The 18,593-nt window shown below is 34.4% G+C and carries 22 protein-coding genes and 2 pseudogenes; 13 read left to right on the plus strand and 11 right to left on the minus strand.

What is annotated here, in order from left to right; genetic code table 11:
- Positions 1-382: 382 nt before the first annotated feature.
- Positions 383-865: a MarR family winged helix-turn-helix transcriptional regulator gene (locus ABXT67_RS01225; RefSeq protein WP_415375477.1), complete on the minus strand. Its 483-nt coding sequence runs from the start codon at positions 863-865 to the stop codon at positions 383-385.
- 504 nt (positions 866-1,369) lie between these two features.
- Here ABXT67_RS01225 and ABXT67_RS01230 point away from each other — a divergent pair.
- Positions 1,370-1,513 carry a hypothetical protein gene (locus ABXT67_RS01230; protein WP_415375478.1) on the plus strand — a complete coding sequence of 48 codons (144 nt, stop codon included), beginning with the start codon at positions 1,370-1,372 and terminating at the stop codon, positions 1,511-1,513.
- A 193-nt stretch (positions 1,514-1,706) separates the two neighbouring features.
- The gene (locus tag ABXT67_RS01235) at positions 1,707-2,084 is read left to right on the plus strand and encodes a hypothetical protein (protein WP_415375479.1); all 378 of its coding nucleotides are present in this window, start codon (positions 1,707-1,709) and stop codon (positions 2,082-2,084) included.
- Between the two features lie 11 nt (positions 2,085-2,095).
- Here ABXT67_RS01235 and ABXT67_RS01240 read toward each other — a convergent pair.
- Positions 2,096-2,781: pseudogene (locus ABXT67_RS01240) on the minus strand (dicarboxylate/amino acid:cation symporter).
- A gap of 247 nt (positions 2,782-3,028) precedes the next feature.
- Complete coding sequence (locus ABXT67_RS01245; RefSeq protein WP_415375480.1) at positions 3,029-3,679, minus strand: MCP four helix bundle domain-containing protein; 651 nt, start codon at positions 3,677-3,679, stop codon at positions 3,029-3,031.
- A 551-nt stretch (positions 3,680-4,230) separates the two neighbouring features.
- Between ABXT67_RS01245 and ABXT67_RS01250 the strand changes: the two genes are divergently transcribed.
- From ABXT67_RS01250 to ABXT67_RS01260, 3 genes are all read left to right on the plus strand, one after another.
- The gene (locus ABXT67_RS01250; RefSeq protein ID WP_415375481.1) at positions 4,231-4,983 is read left to right on the plus strand and encodes a sulfite exporter TauE/SafE family protein; all 753 of its coding nucleotides are present in this window, start codon (positions 4,231-4,233) and stop codon (positions 4,981-4,983) included.
- 142 nt (positions 4,984-5,125) lie between these two features.
- Positions 5,126-5,278 carry a hypothetical protein gene (locus tag ABXT67_RS01255; RefSeq protein ID WP_415375482.1) on the plus strand — a complete coding sequence of 51 codons (153 nt, stop codon included), beginning with the start codon at positions 5,126-5,128 and terminating at the stop codon, positions 5,276-5,278.
- A gap of 195 nt (positions 5,279-5,473) precedes the next feature.
- Positions 5,474-8,659, plus strand: coding sequence for a T9SS type A sorting domain-containing protein (locus tag ABXT67_RS01260; protein ID WP_415375483.1), 3,186 nt, complete (start codon positions 5,474-5,476; stop codon positions 8,657-8,659).
- A 209-nt stretch (positions 8,660-8,868) separates the two neighbouring features.
- Here ABXT67_RS01260 and ABXT67_RS01265 read toward each other — a convergent pair.
- The 8 genes and pseudogenes from ABXT67_RS01265 to ABXT67_RS01300 all read right to left on the minus strand — a co-directional run.
- Positions 8,869-9,113, minus strand: a pseudogene (locus ABXT67_RS01265) (FAD:protein FMN transferase); the annotation flags it as partial.
- The gene (locus ABXT67_RS01270) at positions 9,065-9,397 is read right to left on the minus strand and encodes a mechanosensitive ion channel family protein (RefSeq protein WP_415375484.1); all 333 of its coding nucleotides are present in this window, start codon (positions 9,395-9,397) and stop codon (positions 9,065-9,067) included. The gene ABXT67_RS01270 and the pseudogene ABXT67_RS01265, both read right to left, overlap by 49 nt.
- 28 nt (positions 9,398-9,425) lie before the next feature.
- Entirely contained in the window at positions 9,426-9,632 is a 207-nt protein-coding gene (locus ABXT67_RS01275; protein ID WP_415375485.1) for a mechanosensitive ion channel family protein, read from the minus strand.
- Positions 9,633-9,724: 92 nt separating this feature from the next.
- Positions 9,725-9,919, minus strand: a complete 195-nt coding sequence (locus ABXT67_RS01280) for a hypothetical protein (protein ID WP_415375486.1) — start codon at positions 9,917-9,919, stop codon at positions 9,725-9,727.
- A gap of 3 nt (positions 9,920-9,922) precedes the next feature.
- The gene (locus tag ABXT67_RS01285; protein ID WP_415375487.1) at positions 9,923-10,210 is read right to left on the minus strand and encodes a hypothetical protein; all 288 of its coding nucleotides are present in this window, start codon (positions 10,208-10,210) and stop codon (positions 9,923-9,925) included.
- A 386-nt stretch (positions 10,211-10,596) separates the two neighbouring features.
- Positions 10,597-10,776, minus strand: a complete 180-nt coding sequence (locus ABXT67_RS01290; protein WP_415375488.1) for a hypothetical protein — start codon at positions 10,774-10,776, stop codon at positions 10,597-10,599.
- A gap of 1 nt (position 10,777) precedes the next feature.
- The gene (locus ABXT67_RS01295; protein WP_415375489.1) at positions 10,778-11,401 is read right to left on the minus strand and encodes an RNA polymerase sigma factor; all 624 of its coding nucleotides are present in this window, start codon (positions 11,399-11,401) and stop codon (positions 10,778-10,780) included.
- A 384-nt stretch (positions 11,402-11,785) separates the two neighbouring features.
- Positions 11,786-12,061 carry a mechanosensitive ion channel domain-containing protein gene (locus ABXT67_RS01300; protein ID WP_415376895.1) on the minus strand — a complete coding sequence of 92 codons (276 nt, stop codon included), beginning with the start codon at positions 12,059-12,061 and terminating at the stop codon, positions 11,786-11,788.
- On the opposite strand from ABXT67_RS01300, the gene ABXT67_RS01305 reads away from it, so the two are divergent.
- The 8 genes from ABXT67_RS01305 to ABXT67_RS01340 all read left to right on the plus strand — a co-directional run bounded on the left by ABXT67_RS01305 (position 12,033) and on the right by ABXT67_RS01340 (position 18,567).
- Positions 12,033-12,179 (plus strand): hypothetical protein, encoded by a 147-nt coding sequence (locus ABXT67_RS01305; RefSeq protein ID WP_415375490.1) that lies wholly within the window; start codon positions 12,033-12,035, stop codon positions 12,177-12,179. The genes ABXT67_RS01300 and ABXT67_RS01305 overlap by 29 nt on opposite strands.
- 383 nt (positions 12,180-12,562) lie before the next feature.
- A complete protein-coding gene (locus ABXT67_RS01310; protein ID WP_415375491.1) occupies positions 12,563-13,624 on the plus strand; it encodes a pyridoxal-phosphate dependent enzyme in 1,062 nt (353 codons plus the stop codon).
- A gap of 42 nt (positions 13,625-13,666) precedes the next feature.
- On the plus strand, positions 13,667-14,737 hold the full coding sequence (locus tag ABXT67_RS01315) for a DUF1611 domain-containing protein (RefSeq protein WP_415375492.1): 1,071 nt from the start codon (positions 13,667-13,669) through the stop codon (positions 14,735-14,737).
- Positions 14,737-15,798 carry a mandelate racemase/muconate lactonizing enzyme family protein gene (locus ABXT67_RS01320; protein WP_415375493.1) on the plus strand — a complete coding sequence of 354 codons (1,062 nt, stop codon included), beginning with the start codon at positions 14,737-14,739 and terminating at the stop codon, positions 15,796-15,798. Before ABXT67_RS01315 ends, ABXT67_RS01320 begins: the two co-directional genes overlap by 1 nt.
- 346 nt (positions 15,799-16,144) lie before the next feature.
- Positions 16,145-16,321 carry a hypothetical protein gene (locus ABXT67_RS01325; protein WP_415375494.1) on the plus strand — a complete coding sequence of 59 codons (177 nt, stop codon included), beginning with the start codon at positions 16,145-16,147 and terminating at the stop codon, positions 16,319-16,321.
- A 172-nt stretch (positions 16,322-16,493) separates the two neighbouring features.
- Positions 16,494-16,883, plus strand: coding sequence for a hypothetical protein (locus ABXT67_RS01330; protein WP_415375495.1), 390 nt, complete (start codon positions 16,494-16,496; stop codon positions 16,881-16,883).
- 256 nt (positions 16,884-17,139) lie between these two features.
- On the plus strand, positions 17,140-17,313 hold the full coding sequence (locus tag ABXT67_RS01335) for a hypothetical protein (protein WP_415375496.1): 174 nt from the start codon (positions 17,140-17,142) through the stop codon (positions 17,311-17,313).
- A 12-nt stretch (positions 17,314-17,325) separates the two neighbouring features.
- Positions 17,326-18,567 (plus strand): cation:proton antiporter, encoded by a 1,242-nt coding sequence (locus ABXT67_RS01340; protein ID WP_415375497.1) that lies wholly within the window; start codon positions 17,326-17,328, stop codon positions 18,565-18,567.
- Positions 18,568-18,593: the final 26 nt, after the last annotated feature.

An 18,593-nucleotide genomic window follows, 5' to 3' on the forward strand; every position in this document is an offset into this window, starting at 1 on the left:
AGCTACTACTGAATAATATTTAACCCCTTACTGAGGAACAAATTATACATCAGCCTGACTTTCTTGGTTAGTACATATGTCAGGATTTTTATATCCAACTGAAATCGATTTTAAAGAAATCTAAGTTTTCTTTTCATCCCAGGCCGCAGCCTTTTCAAATATTTATCTTTCTTCATATATGTATTTTAATGAAACTATACCTCAAACGATTGTTTGACACGTATTTTGTGCCAAGATACAAGAAATAGTTTGTGTAGAAACTATTTTAAGGTTTTTATAACAAATCTTATGAAATAAACAGCTCTAGATTGGCATTTTCTCAAGAAACAACATCTTACTGTGTGACTGTGTTCTAGTTGATGTAGTATTTAGTCAATATAAATTATTTGGGATTATTTGATATTTCGTCTATGGTCAGCAATGGTGCCGCATCCATATCTTCCACATTTAAAATTAAAGTTAATAATTCTATATTTCTATCTAATTCTTCAATTTGTACTGGAGTCAACTTTTTTAATCTTTTTGATAGCTTCTCTTGAAGCGTTGGTGGAGACTTACGAAGTAAATCGGCGCCTTTCGCGGTTAAGATAATATATACCGCTCTCTTGTCGTCTGGTTTAGGCAACTTAGCGACTAAACTTTTGACTTCTAACCTAGAAATTATTCCAGAAACAGTACTAGCATTAAGATTGATATATCCTTTAATGTCTTTTGCAAAAGCTCGATATTCATTTTGGTCAGATAAATATTTCAGCACTAAAAGTTGAGGAAGACTAATTCCTAATTCTTTCTCTATTTTTTTACTTTCGAGATTTATAGACCGGATAATTTTGCGGAGTTTTACAATGATTTCAATATATTTCAAGATGTTTACACTTTAGATTTGTAGAAAAATAGCACCGTTTAAAATTGGCTCTATTTCACTGTGAAATTAATATATTTTCTACAGAAACTATAAGAGCTCAGTGATAATTTTTTATTGTGTCTCTATCTCTGAAACTATTCCTTTTTATTTGATATAATTATTATCTGTAGACCAGCGCACTAGGAATTATTTTAGCAACGTTTTTTCGAAACTTTTAATTTTATTTCTCCTGATGCATCAAAAAAAATTAATGTAACATACCTATTAATAATTAGTCAGCTTTTATTCAGGACGAATCATTGCTCAAGGCAACTTTCAAGCCATAGCCAGCAGTCTTAGCTTCGAAGTAAATGGTTTTATAATAGCTTTAATAGATTTTTCCTTGATTTAATTCACAAAATAAGCGAATAAGTTCTGTTTTCCAAAGGTCTTTTAACAAAGGCTTAACCTTCTTTAACCAAGAGTTCGAATTCTATGCCTTATACTCTAATATAAAATAACATAATGGGAATAATTAAAGATAGAAGAAAGTTTAAAATTAAAGTAACACAATCAAACCCAACGAATTCAACTGGGGGGATCAAAATAAAAAACAGAACATTTGCTATTGACAAAAAAACGATAGATGAAAACCAAAGTAGAAAATAGTGTCGAGAAGAATAATGAAAACTATTATAGCACCTATTGTACGTTGCGAAGTTTCAAAACAAAAGCGACGTGTTTTATTATATGACCAAATAACTGTTTTGAAACTAGCATAGCGTCATTTAAAGAGCCCTAGATTTAACCGACCCAAAACAACAATGGAAATATAAATAAAATCAATTTTAACAGAAAGCATATGAAAACAAAAAAAAAGGCAGGTATCTGGATGGATCACTCCATTGCAAATTTAATTGATCTAAATACCCAGAAACACAGCCATTCTATTGTATCTAAATATACCTACAATAAAAAAGAAGCAGCACTTAATAGAAGTAAAAGCCTAGTACATTGCAAAGAGCGGCAAATGCATAAGCCTTATTATAAAGAAATCGCCGATGCTATTTTAAAATATGATACAGTACTCTTATTTGGTCCAACGAATGCTAAAACAGAACTACATAATTATTTGAATACCGATTTGAATTTTAAGGATATTAAAATAGATATTGAATCTACAGATAAGATGACCTATAATCAGCAAGATGCTTTTGTTAAAAAGTATTATAATAATTAACGAGCTAGAAGTTAATCTTTAAGAAGCTCTTTAATATTTAATTTACCTTCATAAAACTTATTAAATATAATACAGGCTGTCAAATCTCCTGTTACATTAATTTCGATTCTAAACATTCCTAGAACACGGTCTGTTCCAATAATGATATTGAGACCGTCAATGGGAATACCTGCACCTTGTAAAACCAAAGTAAGAATAACAGCAGCACCAGGAATGGCTGGCGTCCCTATAGAGGCCGCTACCACCGTAAAGATAATGAGTAGAATACTCGTTACAGACAACCTAATACCATAAGCTTGCTCCGTAAGCAAAGTAGTGACACATTAAAACAATGCTGTTCCATCCATATCAATGGTAGCACCCATTGGAATCACAAAATCACTAATATTAGAAGACACTCCTACTTTTTCATCGGCTGTTTTCATAGAAAGGGGCATTACAGTTGCAGAACTGGCAATAGAAAATACGAGTAGTGGGGTTCTCTTATCGCCTTTAAAAATTTAAAATGATTTTTCTTAGTCACTCGTAAAGCTAATAATAAATAGAATAGGAATAATATGAGTAGTCCTAGCATCACAACAAACATATAATACCCCAGACCAAAGAATATTTCAATACTTGCTCTGGGTAGCAAAGCTGCCATCAGTCCAAAAACAGTATAAGGCACAAGCATCATCGCCCAAGACACCACAATCATACATGTTTTTTGAACAGCTTCTGGAAAACGAATTCTAGGGCTGAAGTTTGCCCACGAAGTTGGGCAATGTCGAAACCAACAATCATAGTAAAAACACTTCCTTTTCCTTTAGGGTCATTCAAGAAAAAAAAAAACGACCTCTGTTCCTATAACCCAGTCATATTTATACTCTAATTTTTCTAGTTTTCCCCTAGAAATCCCTACATATATAAATTATGTGCCATTTGAACAAATTGAGTTTGTATTTTCATCCTTCGTTATTGGAATTACTACTAATTTCTTTTGTAGTCTTTTTTGTCCTATAAAAAATAATGAATTGCACAGATATCCCAATTATAAGTAAAAACCAGATTTCCATATTAGACATCAACTTATTAGTATCTAGCGATTTTTGAGCATTACTTGTTATTAATTTAGTTTCTGACACTTGAATAAGCGCTAGGTTATCCAAATCAGTAGTTAAGGCGTCAAGACTATAATTTACAGCAGCTAATACTTTACTTTTAATTTCATCTTCATCTGCAACAAAAAAAGCGGCCTCTTTTGATTTTGAGGCATCGAAATTATCCTTCAAACTTATAAGGATTTGATTTTCTCTCGAAGTTAACTCCGTTGTTGCAAAAAGTGATATCAGGGTTTCTAATTCCTTATTTACATTTGAAATATCAGAAGAATCTGCTGCTTTAGCAAATTGCACTCTTTTTTTATGAATTAGGGAATTCATTTTATAAATATAGTCTTGGGCAAGAACCCTATCATAATAAACGGTGGTAAGTGCATTTTGAACAGTTTCAAAATGACGCTTATCAATACGATTTGTTCCTAATACAAGTAAAAAAACAGCTATAAGACCTAGCGTTATATTGATACGGTTTGTAATGGTAAGTTTTTTTGACATAGAAATAAATTAGTGCTTTTGATTAAAAAAAAAGCGAGTTTATATGGTATTATGCAATGCTTATATCTAATTTTAGAATCTTCAGACAGGCCGCTATAGCGAAGATTATTGCAATTTCAAACAAAGATACCTAAAGTGAGTAAAAATAACTCACTTGAGTAAAAATAGCCGCTATTAAAATAAAAGTACACCTTGAATTGTATTTTGTGATTATGACTTAATACGAGCAAGAGCAGTATTACATTATTTGCTATTATAAGAGTATAAGCTCTTCAAGATTAGATATCTTAAATGAGTTATCGCCTTACTATGAAAAGTAGCACTAAAAAATAAAAAAATGTTTTTAATATCTTCGGAAGCATAAAAAAATAACGCTACTTTTTTAGAGCTCTTTTGATTTTCTTTTATAAAATAGTGCACATAGTAAGTAGGATTAAATTGCGCGTAACGAATAATAAAAAGCACGCACTGAAATCCTCCCCTAAGATTCAAATAGAAATGTTCCTGCTATTTTTTTAGTCGATTTAGCATATTGAACTTAACTTTGCCAGATGGAAGAATGGTATCATTATGTCCTTTTAATTGTCGTTGGTTTCGCCGTGGGCTTTATCAATACCGTTGCTGGTGGAGGTTCCTTACTATCGCTACCCGTCCTTATTTTTTTAGGCTTACCTCCTAGTGTGGCTAATGGCACAAACCGCGTTGCGATTATCATTCAGACCGCATTAGCCACTGCGGGATTCAAAAGCAAAGGAGTGTCTACTTTTCCATTTAACGCTTATTTGGGAGTTTCGGCTTTAATTGGTGCTATTATTGGAGCTAATATAGCGGTAGATATAGACGGCGCAGTGTTTAACAAGATCCTGGCTATTATTATGATTTTAGTTATTATAATAATCATTTTTAAGCCCAAAACGAACCTAAAGGATATACAAGAACGCCTTACAGGCAAATATTTATGGTTGGGAATGCTTGCTTTTTTCTTCTTCGGAATTTATGGCGGATTCATTAATGCAGGAATAGGCTTTATTATCATACTTTTTCTGCACTTTTTTAATCATATGTCCTTAGTGAGAGCAAATGCTACTAAAGTCGCCGTTGTATTTATTTATATGATTTCAGCCTTGGTCGTTTTTGTATTGAATGACAAAGTAAATTGGGCTGTTGGTCTTGTACTTGCTATTGGGAATGGTTCAGGGGCATGGATTGCCAGCAGAGTCTCGGTTAACAAAGGAGATGGTTTTATCAAAACCTTTCTCGTTGTTATGGTTGCCATTATGGCGGTTAAACTTTGGTTCTTCTAAAGCAGGTAGATTAGCTTTTATCCCTCTCGCGGCTACAAAACTAATGAAATCCCAATAATTCAAAAACAGGAAAATCTTACACTATGTTTAATAAAGGCGCTTTACTCAATGCTATTTGATATTCGGGTACCGCATTAAGAGGATGACCACCCTAAGAGCCTGCCCAGATCTAACTATCGATGAAATTGAAATTTTAAACGTTTTTAATCTGGTAGATAATTTCACTAGTAATGACGATGTCCTCTCTCTAAACGTGGGTAGATTCGCAATATCTGGAACCGTGTGTTTTAATTAAATACCCTTGGCGACAACAAATACCAATAACCTTTAAACCAATCATAAAAAATAAAATCTTGAATGTTATTTGTTTTATATAAAAAACAAATTTTATGTTGTAAAACCAAATTAGTTTCGAATATTTGTTTTGTTGTTTAATTATATAAATTTATAATTTTCAACCCTTTTCCTAATTTTCACTAAAATTTAAAACATGAAAAAACTCTTACTTTTATTGATACTATTGGTTAGTTCCAGTGGTTTTTGCCAATCACCTTATCCTGCTCTTGCAGATAATAAAATGGATGTTGCTACCCAGAAACAAGGCGCAAACCAAAATAATTTTTCAGAAACCTTCCCAACCGTCACAGACCGTTCTGTTGAAAGTCATACCATAACTGACGGTGTCCGTTTGGAGGGTAGGGTTCAAGGAGTAAGGATTCTTGGCAATTGTATCACAGAAGATTTTAACGGTTATACCCTTCCATCAGGTAGTGCAAGTCCCTTGCCTGGTATTACAGTGCTTAATGAGACCACCGTCGTAAATGGTCAAGGACCAGGTCTTGTAGCAGATGGCTGTGTTTATATATCAATGGCTGGTGAATTGCAGTGGAATGGCGTTGATTATTTTGGTCAAGCCAACCAGACAATTATTGCAAACGGTACCGATGGTACATTGACACTGCAATATGATCTAACAGTGGATGCAGTTGATTTTGAATTAAGTGCTTTTGATGGTTTTCCAGATTCTGTTACCATTGAAGCGTTAAATGATAGTGGTGCCTCTTTAGGTACTTTAGGACCAGTGGCTGTGCCAGTAAGTACACTAGTCCCAGTTTCTTTTGCTGTTACTGGTATCAAAACAATTAGGATTGTTGGTATCTATGACGGCGTTAATGGTTTTAGTCCACTACTTAATAACCACGTATTCTGTCCAGATGGCAGTGCACCTAGTAATGACCTTTGTGCAGACGCAGTTCCAGTTGTTTGTAACGACACTTTTTCAGGAGATACATCTATTGCTACAGACACAGGTGGAAACGCTGCGCCAGATGTTTGGTATTCATATACTGGAACTGGAGTTGAACAAGATATTACCTTGTCATTATGTGATGGTGGAACAGACTATGATTCATTAATCAGAGTATTTGATGCCTGCGGTGGTGCTCAAATTACCGCAAATGATGACTCATGTGGATTACAATCTGAAGTTACATTTACTTCTGACGGTACTTCAACATACCTTATTATGGTAGAAGGTTTTGGTTCTAGTAGTGGTGCATATAGCTTAACTGTTTCATGTAATCCAGATAACCCAGCTGAAAACGATCTTTGTGAAAATGCAACTATAGTTGCCTGTGACGACCTTATTTTAGGAGACACTTCTTCTTCTACAGATACGGGTGGAAATGCTGCGCCAGATGTTTGGTTTTCATTTACCGGTACTGGTATTATAGAGAATGTTACGTTGTCATTGTGTGATGGTGGAACAGACTATGATTCAGTGATCAGAGTATTTGATGCCTGTGACGGTACTGAAATTGCTATAAATGATGACTCGTGTGGTGTACAATCTGAACTTACATTTATATCTGATGGTACTTCTACATACCTCATCATGATAGAAGGTTTTGGTAGTAGCTCTGGCGCATTTAGCTTAGCGGTTACCTGTGCATTTATTATTCCAGATAACGATCTTTGTGAAGATGCAATTGCGGTAGCCTGTGGCGATACTGTTACAGGAGAAACGAACTCCGCTACAGATACGGGCGCAAACCCTGCGCCAGATGTTTGGTATTCATATACAGGAGGTGGACTTCTAGAAGAGGTTACGATATCATTATGTGATGGCGGAACAGACTATGATTCTTATATCAGAATATTTAATGCCTGTGGCGGTTCTCAAATTGCAACAAATGATGATTCTTGTGGCTTACAATCAGAAGTTACATTTACTTCTGATGGAGCTTCAACCTACTATATTATGATAGAAGGTTTTGGTGCGGGTGCGGGTGCTTTTAGTATGGCTGTATCCTGTGAAGTTATTGTTCCAGACAATGACGAATGTGCGGATGCAATTGCATTAGGATGTGGTGATATTGCAATAGGTAATACTTCACAAGCAACTGACTCAGGAGGAAATGCTGCGCCAGACCTTTGGTATTCATTTACAGGAACTGGATCTGAACAAGATGTTACCATATCATTATGTGATGACAGTACAGACTATGACACATACTTACGTGTTTTTGATGCCTGTGGCGGTACTGAAATTGCTGTAAATGATGATTTTTGTTTCACGTCATCTGAACTTACATTTACTTCTGATGGTACTTCAACATACTTTATTATGGTAGAAGGTTTTTTAACCCTTTCTGGTAGCTTTAATTTAGCTGTTTCATGTAATCCTGATGATCCAGAATCAAACGATGACTGTGTATCAGCTATTGATGTTAATTGTGGTGATACAGTTGTAGGTGAAACAACAACGGCAACAGATTCTGGTAGCAATCCTTCACCCGATGTATTTTTCTCTTTCACAGGAGAAGGTGTAATGCAAGACATTACCCTTTCTTTATGTGATGGCGGTACAGACTATGACTCATTATTACGTGTTTTTGATGCCTGCGATGGAAATGAAATTGTTGCGAATGATGATTTTTGTGGCGCGCAATCTGAACTTACATTTACATCTGACGGAACAGCTACGTATATCATTATGGTGGAAGGTTTTTCAACCTCTTCTGGTAACTTTAGCTTAACTATTTCTTGTAACCCTGATGATGTAGAATTAAACGACACGTGTGAAGAAGCAACTCCAGTTGCTTGTGGAGACGTAATCTTGGGTGACACTTCTATAGGGACTGACACAGGAGGAAACCTTGCTCCAGACCTTTGGTATTCATATACAGGAGGTGGACTTCTAGAAGAGGTTACGATATCATTATGTGATGGCGGAACAGACTACGACTCATTAATCAGAGTATTTGATGCATGTGGTGGTGGTGAAATTGCCGTAAATGATGACGCATGTGGATTACAATCTGAACTTACATTTACATCTGATGGTACTTCAACATACTTTATTATGGTAGAAGGTTTTGGTGCTAGTAGTGGAAATTTCACAATGTCCGTTACTTGTGAACCTTTAGGAATTGATGATATTGATTTTGCTGGATTTAATTATTATCCTAATCCTGCAAATGAGACTATCAACTTTAGTTCTCTAGAAGATATCGATAGCATCGCTATCTATAACGTTATTGGACAGCAAGTAATAGCTCAATCTGTCCATGCTATTTCTGGACAATTAAATGTTTCTAACTTACGAACAGGAACGTACATTATGGAAGTGACGATTGGTGTTAAAACAGCTACATATAAAGTGATCAAGAGATAATAATCTATTAGAATATTATAGCCTTAGTTAAAGGTAGTTACTAAAGCCATTCCTATTTCATTGGAATGGCTTTTTTTATTGGAATCAATCTATTAAGTACTTGTAGTAAAAAATGAAGAGCCTAAGATGATTAACAAAAGAAATACCAACGAATCCACTAAAGATTTTCTCATAAAGCCACTTGATCCCGAAACTGCTAAAATTTGATGTATTTCTGAAGTTACCCCTTTCGAAATAAGAAGTGTTTTTGCCTTATCGGCTGCATAGCCTTTACCTCCGGCACCAAAACCTATTTTCATTTCTTTTAGCTTAAGAAACACAGTGCTATTTTTTTGTCTAAAACGATGTTTTGTTAGCCAACTTTTTCCACAGAAGCTTTTATTTCTTCTTCCGCAGGCATAACGTTCATACTACCGTCAAACTTCCAAATGCTATCCATCGATGCATAGCTAATAAGAATGCCCCAAGAATAAGAGTTACGTTATTAGTGACCACCGTAGTATCAATACCAGCTTGATTTAAAGAGGTTATTGTAATTATTATGGCTATTATATAAAACACCAGACTGCTTATTATTTTTGAACCTGCAAAGTCAAATGAATTATAAAAATCTTGAATGGATTTCTTAATAAATTTTGCAATGTAAATACCTACCATAAACAATGCAATCGCACTAAACAATCTCGGTAAATAGCTTAACAGATTTCCTATTTCTAAAAAGATAAATTGCCAATTCATAATATCTGCTGCAATAAAAAAAAAGGATCTATTTCACAAAGACTGTAATTACTTTATCGACACTGAATTTGATTTTAAAGTCTCCAAAAATCTTTAATTCATTTATTTTTTCTGTTAGCGTATCTACGCAAATGAATTTTAATACTTTTTTAAGTAAGTAAACCACAAATTTTATAAAAAGCCAACCTACGAGGAGAATAAGGAAGGCTCCAATAATATTAGGCAGCGTGTTCATTAATTTCTATCCCATAGCTTTTAGTTATGTCAAGGTCAAATCTGACCACTCTGTAACTTTATCCATAATTTTTTGGTTTCGTTTTCAACTAGTTATTTGTTTTTTTTTAGAGTATGCTTGGTCAAGAATAAACCATCAAGTGTATTTTTATAATTACTTGTAAAAAGCACTGCAAAATCCATCAGTAATTTGACTGACGCCACTTCTTTCATCACTTTCTGTTTAAGCGCTTCAGGAACTTCTTTTGGGGGGTGTCCAACCTTCTTAAAAGGATTTTCTTTTTCCATACATCATAATTTATTGTGTACCTCAGCGATTCTAGACTTTGCTTTTCTTACTACAACTTTTATAGAATGATCATCCGATCTTAGCAATAAAGACAAGTTTGCCATAGAAACATCATCTTGATATCTTAACATCAAAATAGCTTTGTCTTCTTGTTCAATTAAAGACAGTGCCTTTTTTAATTTTTTAGATTTCATTCTGAACTGAAGAGCATTACTAAAGTCAACACGCAGATACTCATTCTGTTCCTCTATCAATTCAAATTTCTTCTTGTTTTTATAAATTGTATTCAACTAATTTACACACAATCGAAACGCCCTTTCATATAAGCAAATAGAAAAATCATAAGATCCTTTGAATAGATGAACTTCTGAAAACAAGACCAAAAAAAAATTAGTTATTTCAATTGCTTCTTGTTCTATATTTATAAATCCTTGAATTTTATTATAAATAACGTCTTCACACCTTCTTAGTAAGACTTCAAAAACAATGTGCTTTTTGAAGTTATAATAAAATGCACCAACGTCTGTTAATCTAATATTGGCAACTTTTCGGCATTGTTAGCTATCGTTTTTATTGATGTCAATTAACATTAAGACACCTAATGTACACCTAAGTCACTTTAAAAATGACATCATCCCTATTTAGGAGAAAATTTATTTAAAAGGGAATCCCATCCCTACTGTCGTTTTTTCTTCTCTGTAAAAACACCCTTAAAAACAGATGCAAATTTCACTATAAACAAGTCTGCGAGTTCAGATAAAAGACCAATCGATGTTATTTTGCCCATAACACTTTTCTTAACCTCAGACGGCAATTCTTTATCAGTCGATATTTCTTTAAAAGGATTCTTCTTCAAACTATATCAATTTATTATGTTCTTCTAGAACTCTAATTCTAGCTCTTTTTAAGCGCATTTTTACGGCACTTTCTCCTACTTTTAAAACGGTTTGTAGCTCTTTGACAGAAATATCATCTTGATATTTTAAAAGCAATATAGCTTTGTCATCTGGATTAATATTTTCGAGAGCAATTTCCAATTTTTTTATCCTCATTTCAAATAAATCTTCATCGGGGATGTCTTGCATTTCTGATAAGTAGTAATCGTGGTCCGCCATAGAATCTGAAGCATCGTACATTTTTCGGACTTTATCCCTTTTTACATAATTAACACAGTAATTATAGGTGAAAGCATATAGCCAAGTAGAAAATTTTGATGCAGACTTAAAAGTATTGAGTTTAGTAAACAAGATCAAAAAAACATCTTGGGTCAAGTCTTTTGCCTCCTCTTCATCACGGGAAAAACTATAGCATTTATTATACACTTTTTTACCATAACGGTCGTATAGCGTGCTAAAAAGAAGGGTGTTATTGGTCGCTACTATTTGCGCTACTAAATCCGCATCAGAAAGTTTTTTAGACTCACATAGGACTTTTGTACCTGTATTAACAATAACTAAAAAAAATCTATGTAAAAACTCCATGAAACCTTTTTGAGGATAAAACCGTTAAGACTTCTAAAGATAACCGATAAAGTACCTTCAAAAAATTTTATACCAAGATTACTTTAATAAGAAGCGGTAGCGGTTACTAAAAGACATTTCGGTACTTAGAAAAAGAATATATATATATATATATATATATATATATATAAGAAATTGATAGTTAGCGACTTATTTCAAAAAAAACGTGTACTAAATGAAAATATTAATGCAAAATTAGCAACCTATGATTACCAATAAAAGAATACCCTTTTCATATTCTTTTAAGTAAATAACTAGGTACGCAATACCGCCCTTTTTTGTTGTATCGCATAAACCCTTCTTTATTAAGCTTTCGCGGAAGCAAAACAACCTCAAAAAAGCATTCTAACTCCTTGTCCCTTTTATTATTTGATCGTAATTTTCTTCAACTGTAATACCCTCTTCTAGTTTGCCTAATATTTCGATTCCTTTTTGCATAATTATATACGTTGGCAAGGTTATTTTTTTATCCTTATCAGTTTTGATGAAAAGAAAGAAACCTGTGATATCTGTTATAACCCTAGTATAATAATAATCTACATCAATAATGGTAACACTGTCTCCAATACGAATAACGTGGTTAAAAAAAAGAATGGCACTTGCTGTTAAGTTTGAAAGTATAGATTATTGCGCAAAGAAGCCAACACCCAAAACAGGGAGTATTGATGACCATAAAATAAATATTTGCTTAAAGTCTACAACCCAAATAATAGCGAGTATAGAAGAAGCTCGCAATTAAATAACTAAGATAAAATATAATCTTTCTGCGGTTTACTGCTATGGCTTTAACAAAGCTAAATTTTCGAATCGCTTTCTTGGCAATAAATATAGTCACGATTACAGTTACTGCAATTAGAGCAGTAAAAAAAGTTATTGGTTGTTAGGATTCATTTAATTCATTTCCTTATGTGACACCAAAAAGTATGTATAGCCACATTAAAAAGAAGCACCACAAGATACTTTGGAATCAAAATAGGGTTCCTAAAGATGCGCTATAATATCTAGTGTTGTATAACTCGAAATAATGAATAAAAATAAACAATAAACAAGAAAAATCGATGTGACTTAATTCTTTTTATGTGTCTAATTATTATGGGTTTAAAATTTACCCATAACAATACTATGTTATTAAAAGAAGGTGTGAAAAATTCAGAAATTAAGGTCTCTTCAGAAACCCGAAAACTAAGTGATTTTGTTAAAAATAAAAGCAAATCACTTAATGATCGCTTAGAAAGTTTTGAAGACATCATAAATATTGAAGTAGGTGATACAGGGTTATCACGCGCCAAAACGTTGGAACGAGAATTCGATATTAGACAACTGTATATTAAATATGAAGGAGACAATCCAACCGGCACACAAAAAGACCGTATTGCTTTTGCTCAGGTATATGATGCATTGCGCAGAAATTATGATACGATTTCATTAGCGACTTGTGGCAACTATGGTGCGGCTGTTGCATTAGCGGCAAACTTGGCCGGGATTAATTGTAAGGTATTTATACCGTCTAGTTATCATACAGAACGTAGCAAAGAAATGGAGGCTTTAGATGCTGAAATTATCCGTCTAGATGGCAGTTATGAAGATGTTGTAAAATGCAGTACCAACTATGCGTTGCAGTTCGAGTGGTACGATGCAAATCCTGGAGGCACAAATACTCCCTTGCAAATAAGTGCCTACTCTCAAATTGCTTTTGAAATTGTAGAAGACCTAGGAGATGCACCAAAATATTGTGCGGTACCCGTATCTAATGGAACCTTGTTTGCCGGTATTTATCGTGGTTTTGTGTCATTATACAAACGCGGAAAAACATCACGCATTCCAAAGATGATCGCTGCTTCCTCAACACATAAGAACCCCATAATAAGTTCCTTTATAGCAGGATTAAAAACCTGTAAAGATCTAAATCCAAAAATGATTAAAGAAACTGTTTACAATGAACCTTTAATTAACTGGCATAGCTTTGATGGTAACGAAGCATTATATGCCTTGCGCGAATCAGAAGGAGAAGCTTTTCACATAAGTGATAAAAAAATGAAAGAAATGGCCTCTTTTCTATTGAAGAAAGAAGGAATAAAAATACTGCCAGCGTCAACCGCAGGACTCATAGGGCTACTAGAACTAGATGAAAAATTAAACTTTGAACCAGACCGATTTGTAGCCGTCTTAACAGCAAAAAACTAAGAGAAACTCCTCATTAAAAGGAATAAAAACCAAATAAAAAAAATGAAAAAAAAGATTGATGGTCGCGCACTTGTATTTTGCGAAGGTGCTTTTAATAAACCTGAAGGAAAAACAGCCCACGGATTAGTTCGTTTTACAGAACGTTATGAAATTGTTGGAGTAATTGATAGCACATATGCTAATAAAGACGCAGGTAAAGTATTAGACGGTAAAAATAATGGTATTCCTATTTTTAAAGACTTAACCACCGCTATAAAAGAATTACGGGACGACGGTGCAATGCCTGAATCATTGGTTATCGGTCTTGCACCTGATGGTGGACGATTACCAAAAGAAGCAAAAGCAACCATAAAACAAGCCTTGACATTAGGCTGGGATGTAGATAGTGGTTTACACGACTTTTTAACCAATGATAAAGAACTAGTCACCTTAGCAAAAAAGAACAATTGCCGAATCCGTGACGTACGTAAAACTCCAGACCGTGACACATTACACTTTTTTACAGGCGAAATAGAAAAAGTAGACTGCCTTACACTTGCTGTTTTGGGAACAGACTCTGCCATTGGAAAACGCACAACCGCTTGGTTAATCGTGCAAGGATTGCGCAAAGCAAGTCGCCATGCGGAGCTGATTGGTACTGGACAAACTGCGTGGATGCAAGGCGCTAAGTACAATATGATAATGGACAGCTGTATCAACGATTTTGTGTCTGGAGAGATTGAACACGCGGTGGTAAGTGCATACAAAAATGAAAGCCCTGATGTTATCGTGATTGAAGGCCAAGGGAGTTTGATGAATCCTGCCTATCCTGGTGGGTTTGAAATTCTAGCTGCTGGTAGACCAGACTATGTCATTTTACAACACGCACCTAATCGCAAAGAGTATGATGGTTTCCCTGGTTACAAATTACATTCACTAAAGAAACAAATTCAGGCTATTGAAACGATTTCTGGCGTAAAAGTATTGGCAATTACAGTAAACCATGAAGGAATGAAACCAGAAGATATTGAACCTGCTTGCGAAGCGATTACAAAACAAACAGGCTTACCTGCCTTTGATGTGTTAGCTCACGGCACCTCTAAATTGGTAAAACTATTAGATTCAAAACTATAATGAAAATAACAAACGTTTCTTACGAACGACTCGATCTAAAGCTTTCTGAACCCTACACAATTGCGTACGAAACAGTCTCTAAAACTGTTAATTTTATTTTAAAGATAGAAACAGACAAGGGTTTTGTAGGATACGGTTGTGCAGCTCCAGATAAAGTAGTTACAAGAGAAACGCCAGAAGATGTTGAACAAGACATACTTGATGTTATCATTCCTTATTTAAAAGGAATGAACGTTTTTATGTCTTCTGAAGTGTTAGAAGGATTAAAACTATTGCTTAAGCAAAAATCGTCTGCCCTAGCCATGGTAGATATTGCACTTTTAGATATCGCGGCTCGTAAACTAGAGATCCCTTTATATCAGTTTCTTGGCGGGTATCGACATAGTATCTCAACGAGCATAACTATTGGGATTCTTCCCGTAGGAGAAACCTTAAAAACAGCAGCAGTGTTTGTGAGTCAAGGATTTAACATCATCAAAGTAAAGGGAGGACTTTCCTTAGAAGAAGATGTTGAAAAAATGATTCGACTGCGAGAAAGTTTCCCCGAATTAGCGTTGCGATTTGATGGTAATCAAGGATATAGCTCAAAAGATGCTATCACTTTTTATGAGCGCACTAAAAGTGTAAACATTGAGTTTTTAGAGCAACCTACAAAAGTAGGATTAGATGTTATCTTGGGCGAAGTAACTGATGGCACGGGCATTCCTGTAATGGCAGATGAAAGTATAAAAAGCGTAAAAGACTCGTTTAGACTTGCCCAGGGTGAATTTATTGATATGATAAACATCAAGATTATGAAAGTGGGGGGTATAGGAGAGGCAATGCGCATTAACGCGGTAGCCCAAAGTGCAGGATTAGAAACAATGGTAGGTTGTATAGATGAGTGTAGCCTGGGAATTGCTGCTGGTTTACATTTTGCGCTTTCGCGAAAGAATATACACTACGCAGACCTTGACGGACATCTCGATATTCTTGAGGACCCTTTTAAAGGAATTTTTAAACTAGAAAAAGGAATTCTATATCCTTCAGAGCATGCTGGGCTTGGGAAAATCGAAAGATAGAATACCTAACCACAAGCAGAAAATTGCAACTTGTAGCATCTATTATAAAACAAAAATTTTAAATTATTTAGTATGCCAAAAGAATCAATCAAATCAATTAGTGCTAAATATCTACTCGCTATAAAGTGGGGAAGAAATATAGAGGCAGTGCGACTTAAAAAAAGATTAAGAAAAAATAGTTGCTAATTAAGATAAGATGAGGAATAATAATGGTGATAACTATACTCCATAAAGCATTAGAAAATTTTGATACGATTGAAAGTATGCCGTCTGTTGGTAATTCAATTATAAATTGTAAAGTGACCCTAAAACGATACTGGTGTCTTAATATCAAATTATTAAAATATTGAACCAATTCATTATTTACTTAGGTTTTATTATTACCGCTTATGCCGTAATTACAAATGATGTGATACAAACCTTGGGCACATTTTTAGCATCTAACGACAAAAAAATGGTGGCTGCTATGGATGTTTACAGGCAGTATTCTAACAGTGACGCTTTTGTACGGATGACATATTAATACTGGAGATGTTTCGTATGGCAGGCTTAGTAAAATTCCGTTACCAGATACCTTACATTGGTGGTATCTAATTGAACCTTTATCGCTGCTTGTAATCACTCGATTTGGTATTCCTGTGAGCACTACGTTTATGATTTTGAGTGTTTTTTCTGCTAGTGTTATTATAGAAAAGATGGTGCTAAAATCAGTAGTTGGTTATGCACTTGCATTTATTTCTGCATTAATTCTCTACTACACCATTGCTCATAAATTTGAATCAAAACTAGGACTAAAAACACTTGAGAAGAAAAACCAAAAAAAATATTGGTTGATAGCGCAATGGTTTTCAACAGGGTTTTTATGGTCTCAGTGGCTAATTCAAGATTTTGCCAATATATATGTGTTTTTATCTAGCGCTTTATCGCCCAAAGAACTACTTGTTTCGCTAGGAATTATTTTGCTCATTATGGCTTATATCTTTAAGAATAAAGGTGGTAAAATTCAAGATATTGTTACTAAAAAATCTAATACAGGAAACATTCGATCTGCTACCATTATAGATTTTTTATACGGTCTTATATGATAAACACTAGGGACACTAAGCTCAGTCCCGATAAGCACTACTTGGACATTTATTGGTGTTCTGGCAGGTCGAGAACTCGCTATTAACTATCTATTAAAACGTGACCAACTTAATTATTCTTATAAACTCATTATCAAAGACCTCGAAAAAGTCAATTTAGGTTTAATCATCAGCCTGCTTATTGCATTTGCTATTCAAACTCTTAAAAATTAAATGACAAATGCTTTTTTATTTTCGCTGCTGTTATGATTAGCGAATGGTTTTTGATGAAAATTGGATTACATTCACATTACGATATGTGGTGGACTTTAAATCAAGACCTACTACAAAATCTAACTTATCTGAGAAAACATTAACCGTAATTAATGCCTCAAATAGTAAAATCGAAGTTGCATCTACTGCTTTTAAAATTAATGCATTCCCAAAGTAAAAAATACAATTAATGAATTTAACGCTAATAACATTTCTCGCCTCTTCCTCAAATATTGATTCAATCATTATACTCGTATCTATATTAGCGGTAGTTGTTATTTTCTTTAGTGTCTTTTTACGTAAACTAAACCAGACCTATATCATTGGCTATATACTTACGGGAATACTGTTAGGAGAACATGGTATAGGCGTTATAGAAGATAAAGAATCGATCTTTCTTTTTGGGGAGTTAGGAATCATATTGCTTCTTTTCTTTATTGGTATGGAAATTAATCTAGTAGACTTTGTAAAACGATGGAAAGTAGCCGTTATTGGCACCTTGACACAAATAGGTTTTAGTGTAGTACTCGTTATGGGTATTGGTTATTTTATTGACTGGGGCTTCGCACGTTCTGTGGTTTTAGGTTTTGTAATTGCTTTAAGTAGTTCTGCGGTCGTTATTAAATTGTTACAAGACAAAAACTTAATAAACACTAGAGTTGGCAAGAATGTTTTAAGTGTGCTTCTTGTTCAAGATGTCGCGTTAGTCCCATTACTAATCATCATATCGCAGTTAGGCGGCAAGGAACAGTCTTTACAGAGTATTGTTTTAATGATCATAGGTGCCGTTCTTATTGTAGCCGCACTTATTTATATCTACACAAAAGGGACTTTACATATTCCTTTTGCAAAGAAAATAGAACGCGATCACGAGCTACAAGTATTTATGGCAATTTTCTTATGTTTTGGAGGTGCCTTATGTACCTTACTTTTTGGTCTTTCCGGTGCATTAGGCGCATTTGTGGGCGGAATGATCATTAACTCCGCCAAAGAAACGGGCTGGATTCACGATACATTACATTCTTTTAGGGTACTATTCGTCTCTCTCTTTTTCATCAGTGTTGGGCTTCAAATAGATCTTGATTTCTTGCAACAAAACTTAGGAATCATTTTGTTAGTCCTACTCTTAGTTTACATCACGAACCACTTTTTAAATACCATTATCCTCCGTATATTTTCTTCTAATTGGAAAGAAGCTATTTTAGGCGGTGCCCTATTAGCACAAATTGGGGAGTTGAGCTTCTTATTAAGCTCAACCGCAATGGGGCTTGGTATTATTCAGGAATTTACATATAAATTTACAATAAGCTTGATTTCACTTACACTCGTAATAAGTCCATTTTGGATTGGGCTTACAGAAAAGCTTATCGACATTAATGCAAAAAGAAAGCTTTCCATTATAAATAAGCAACGTAAACTTTTAAAGGAATAAGGCTGTATATCTATTTTGCATATTCC

The sequence above is a fragment of the Patiriisocius sp. Uisw_017 genome, assembly GCF_047731265.1.
In the GTDB taxonomy this organism is placed as follows: Bacteria; Bacteroidota; Bacteroidia; order Flavobacteriales; family Flavobacteriaceae; genus Patiriisocius.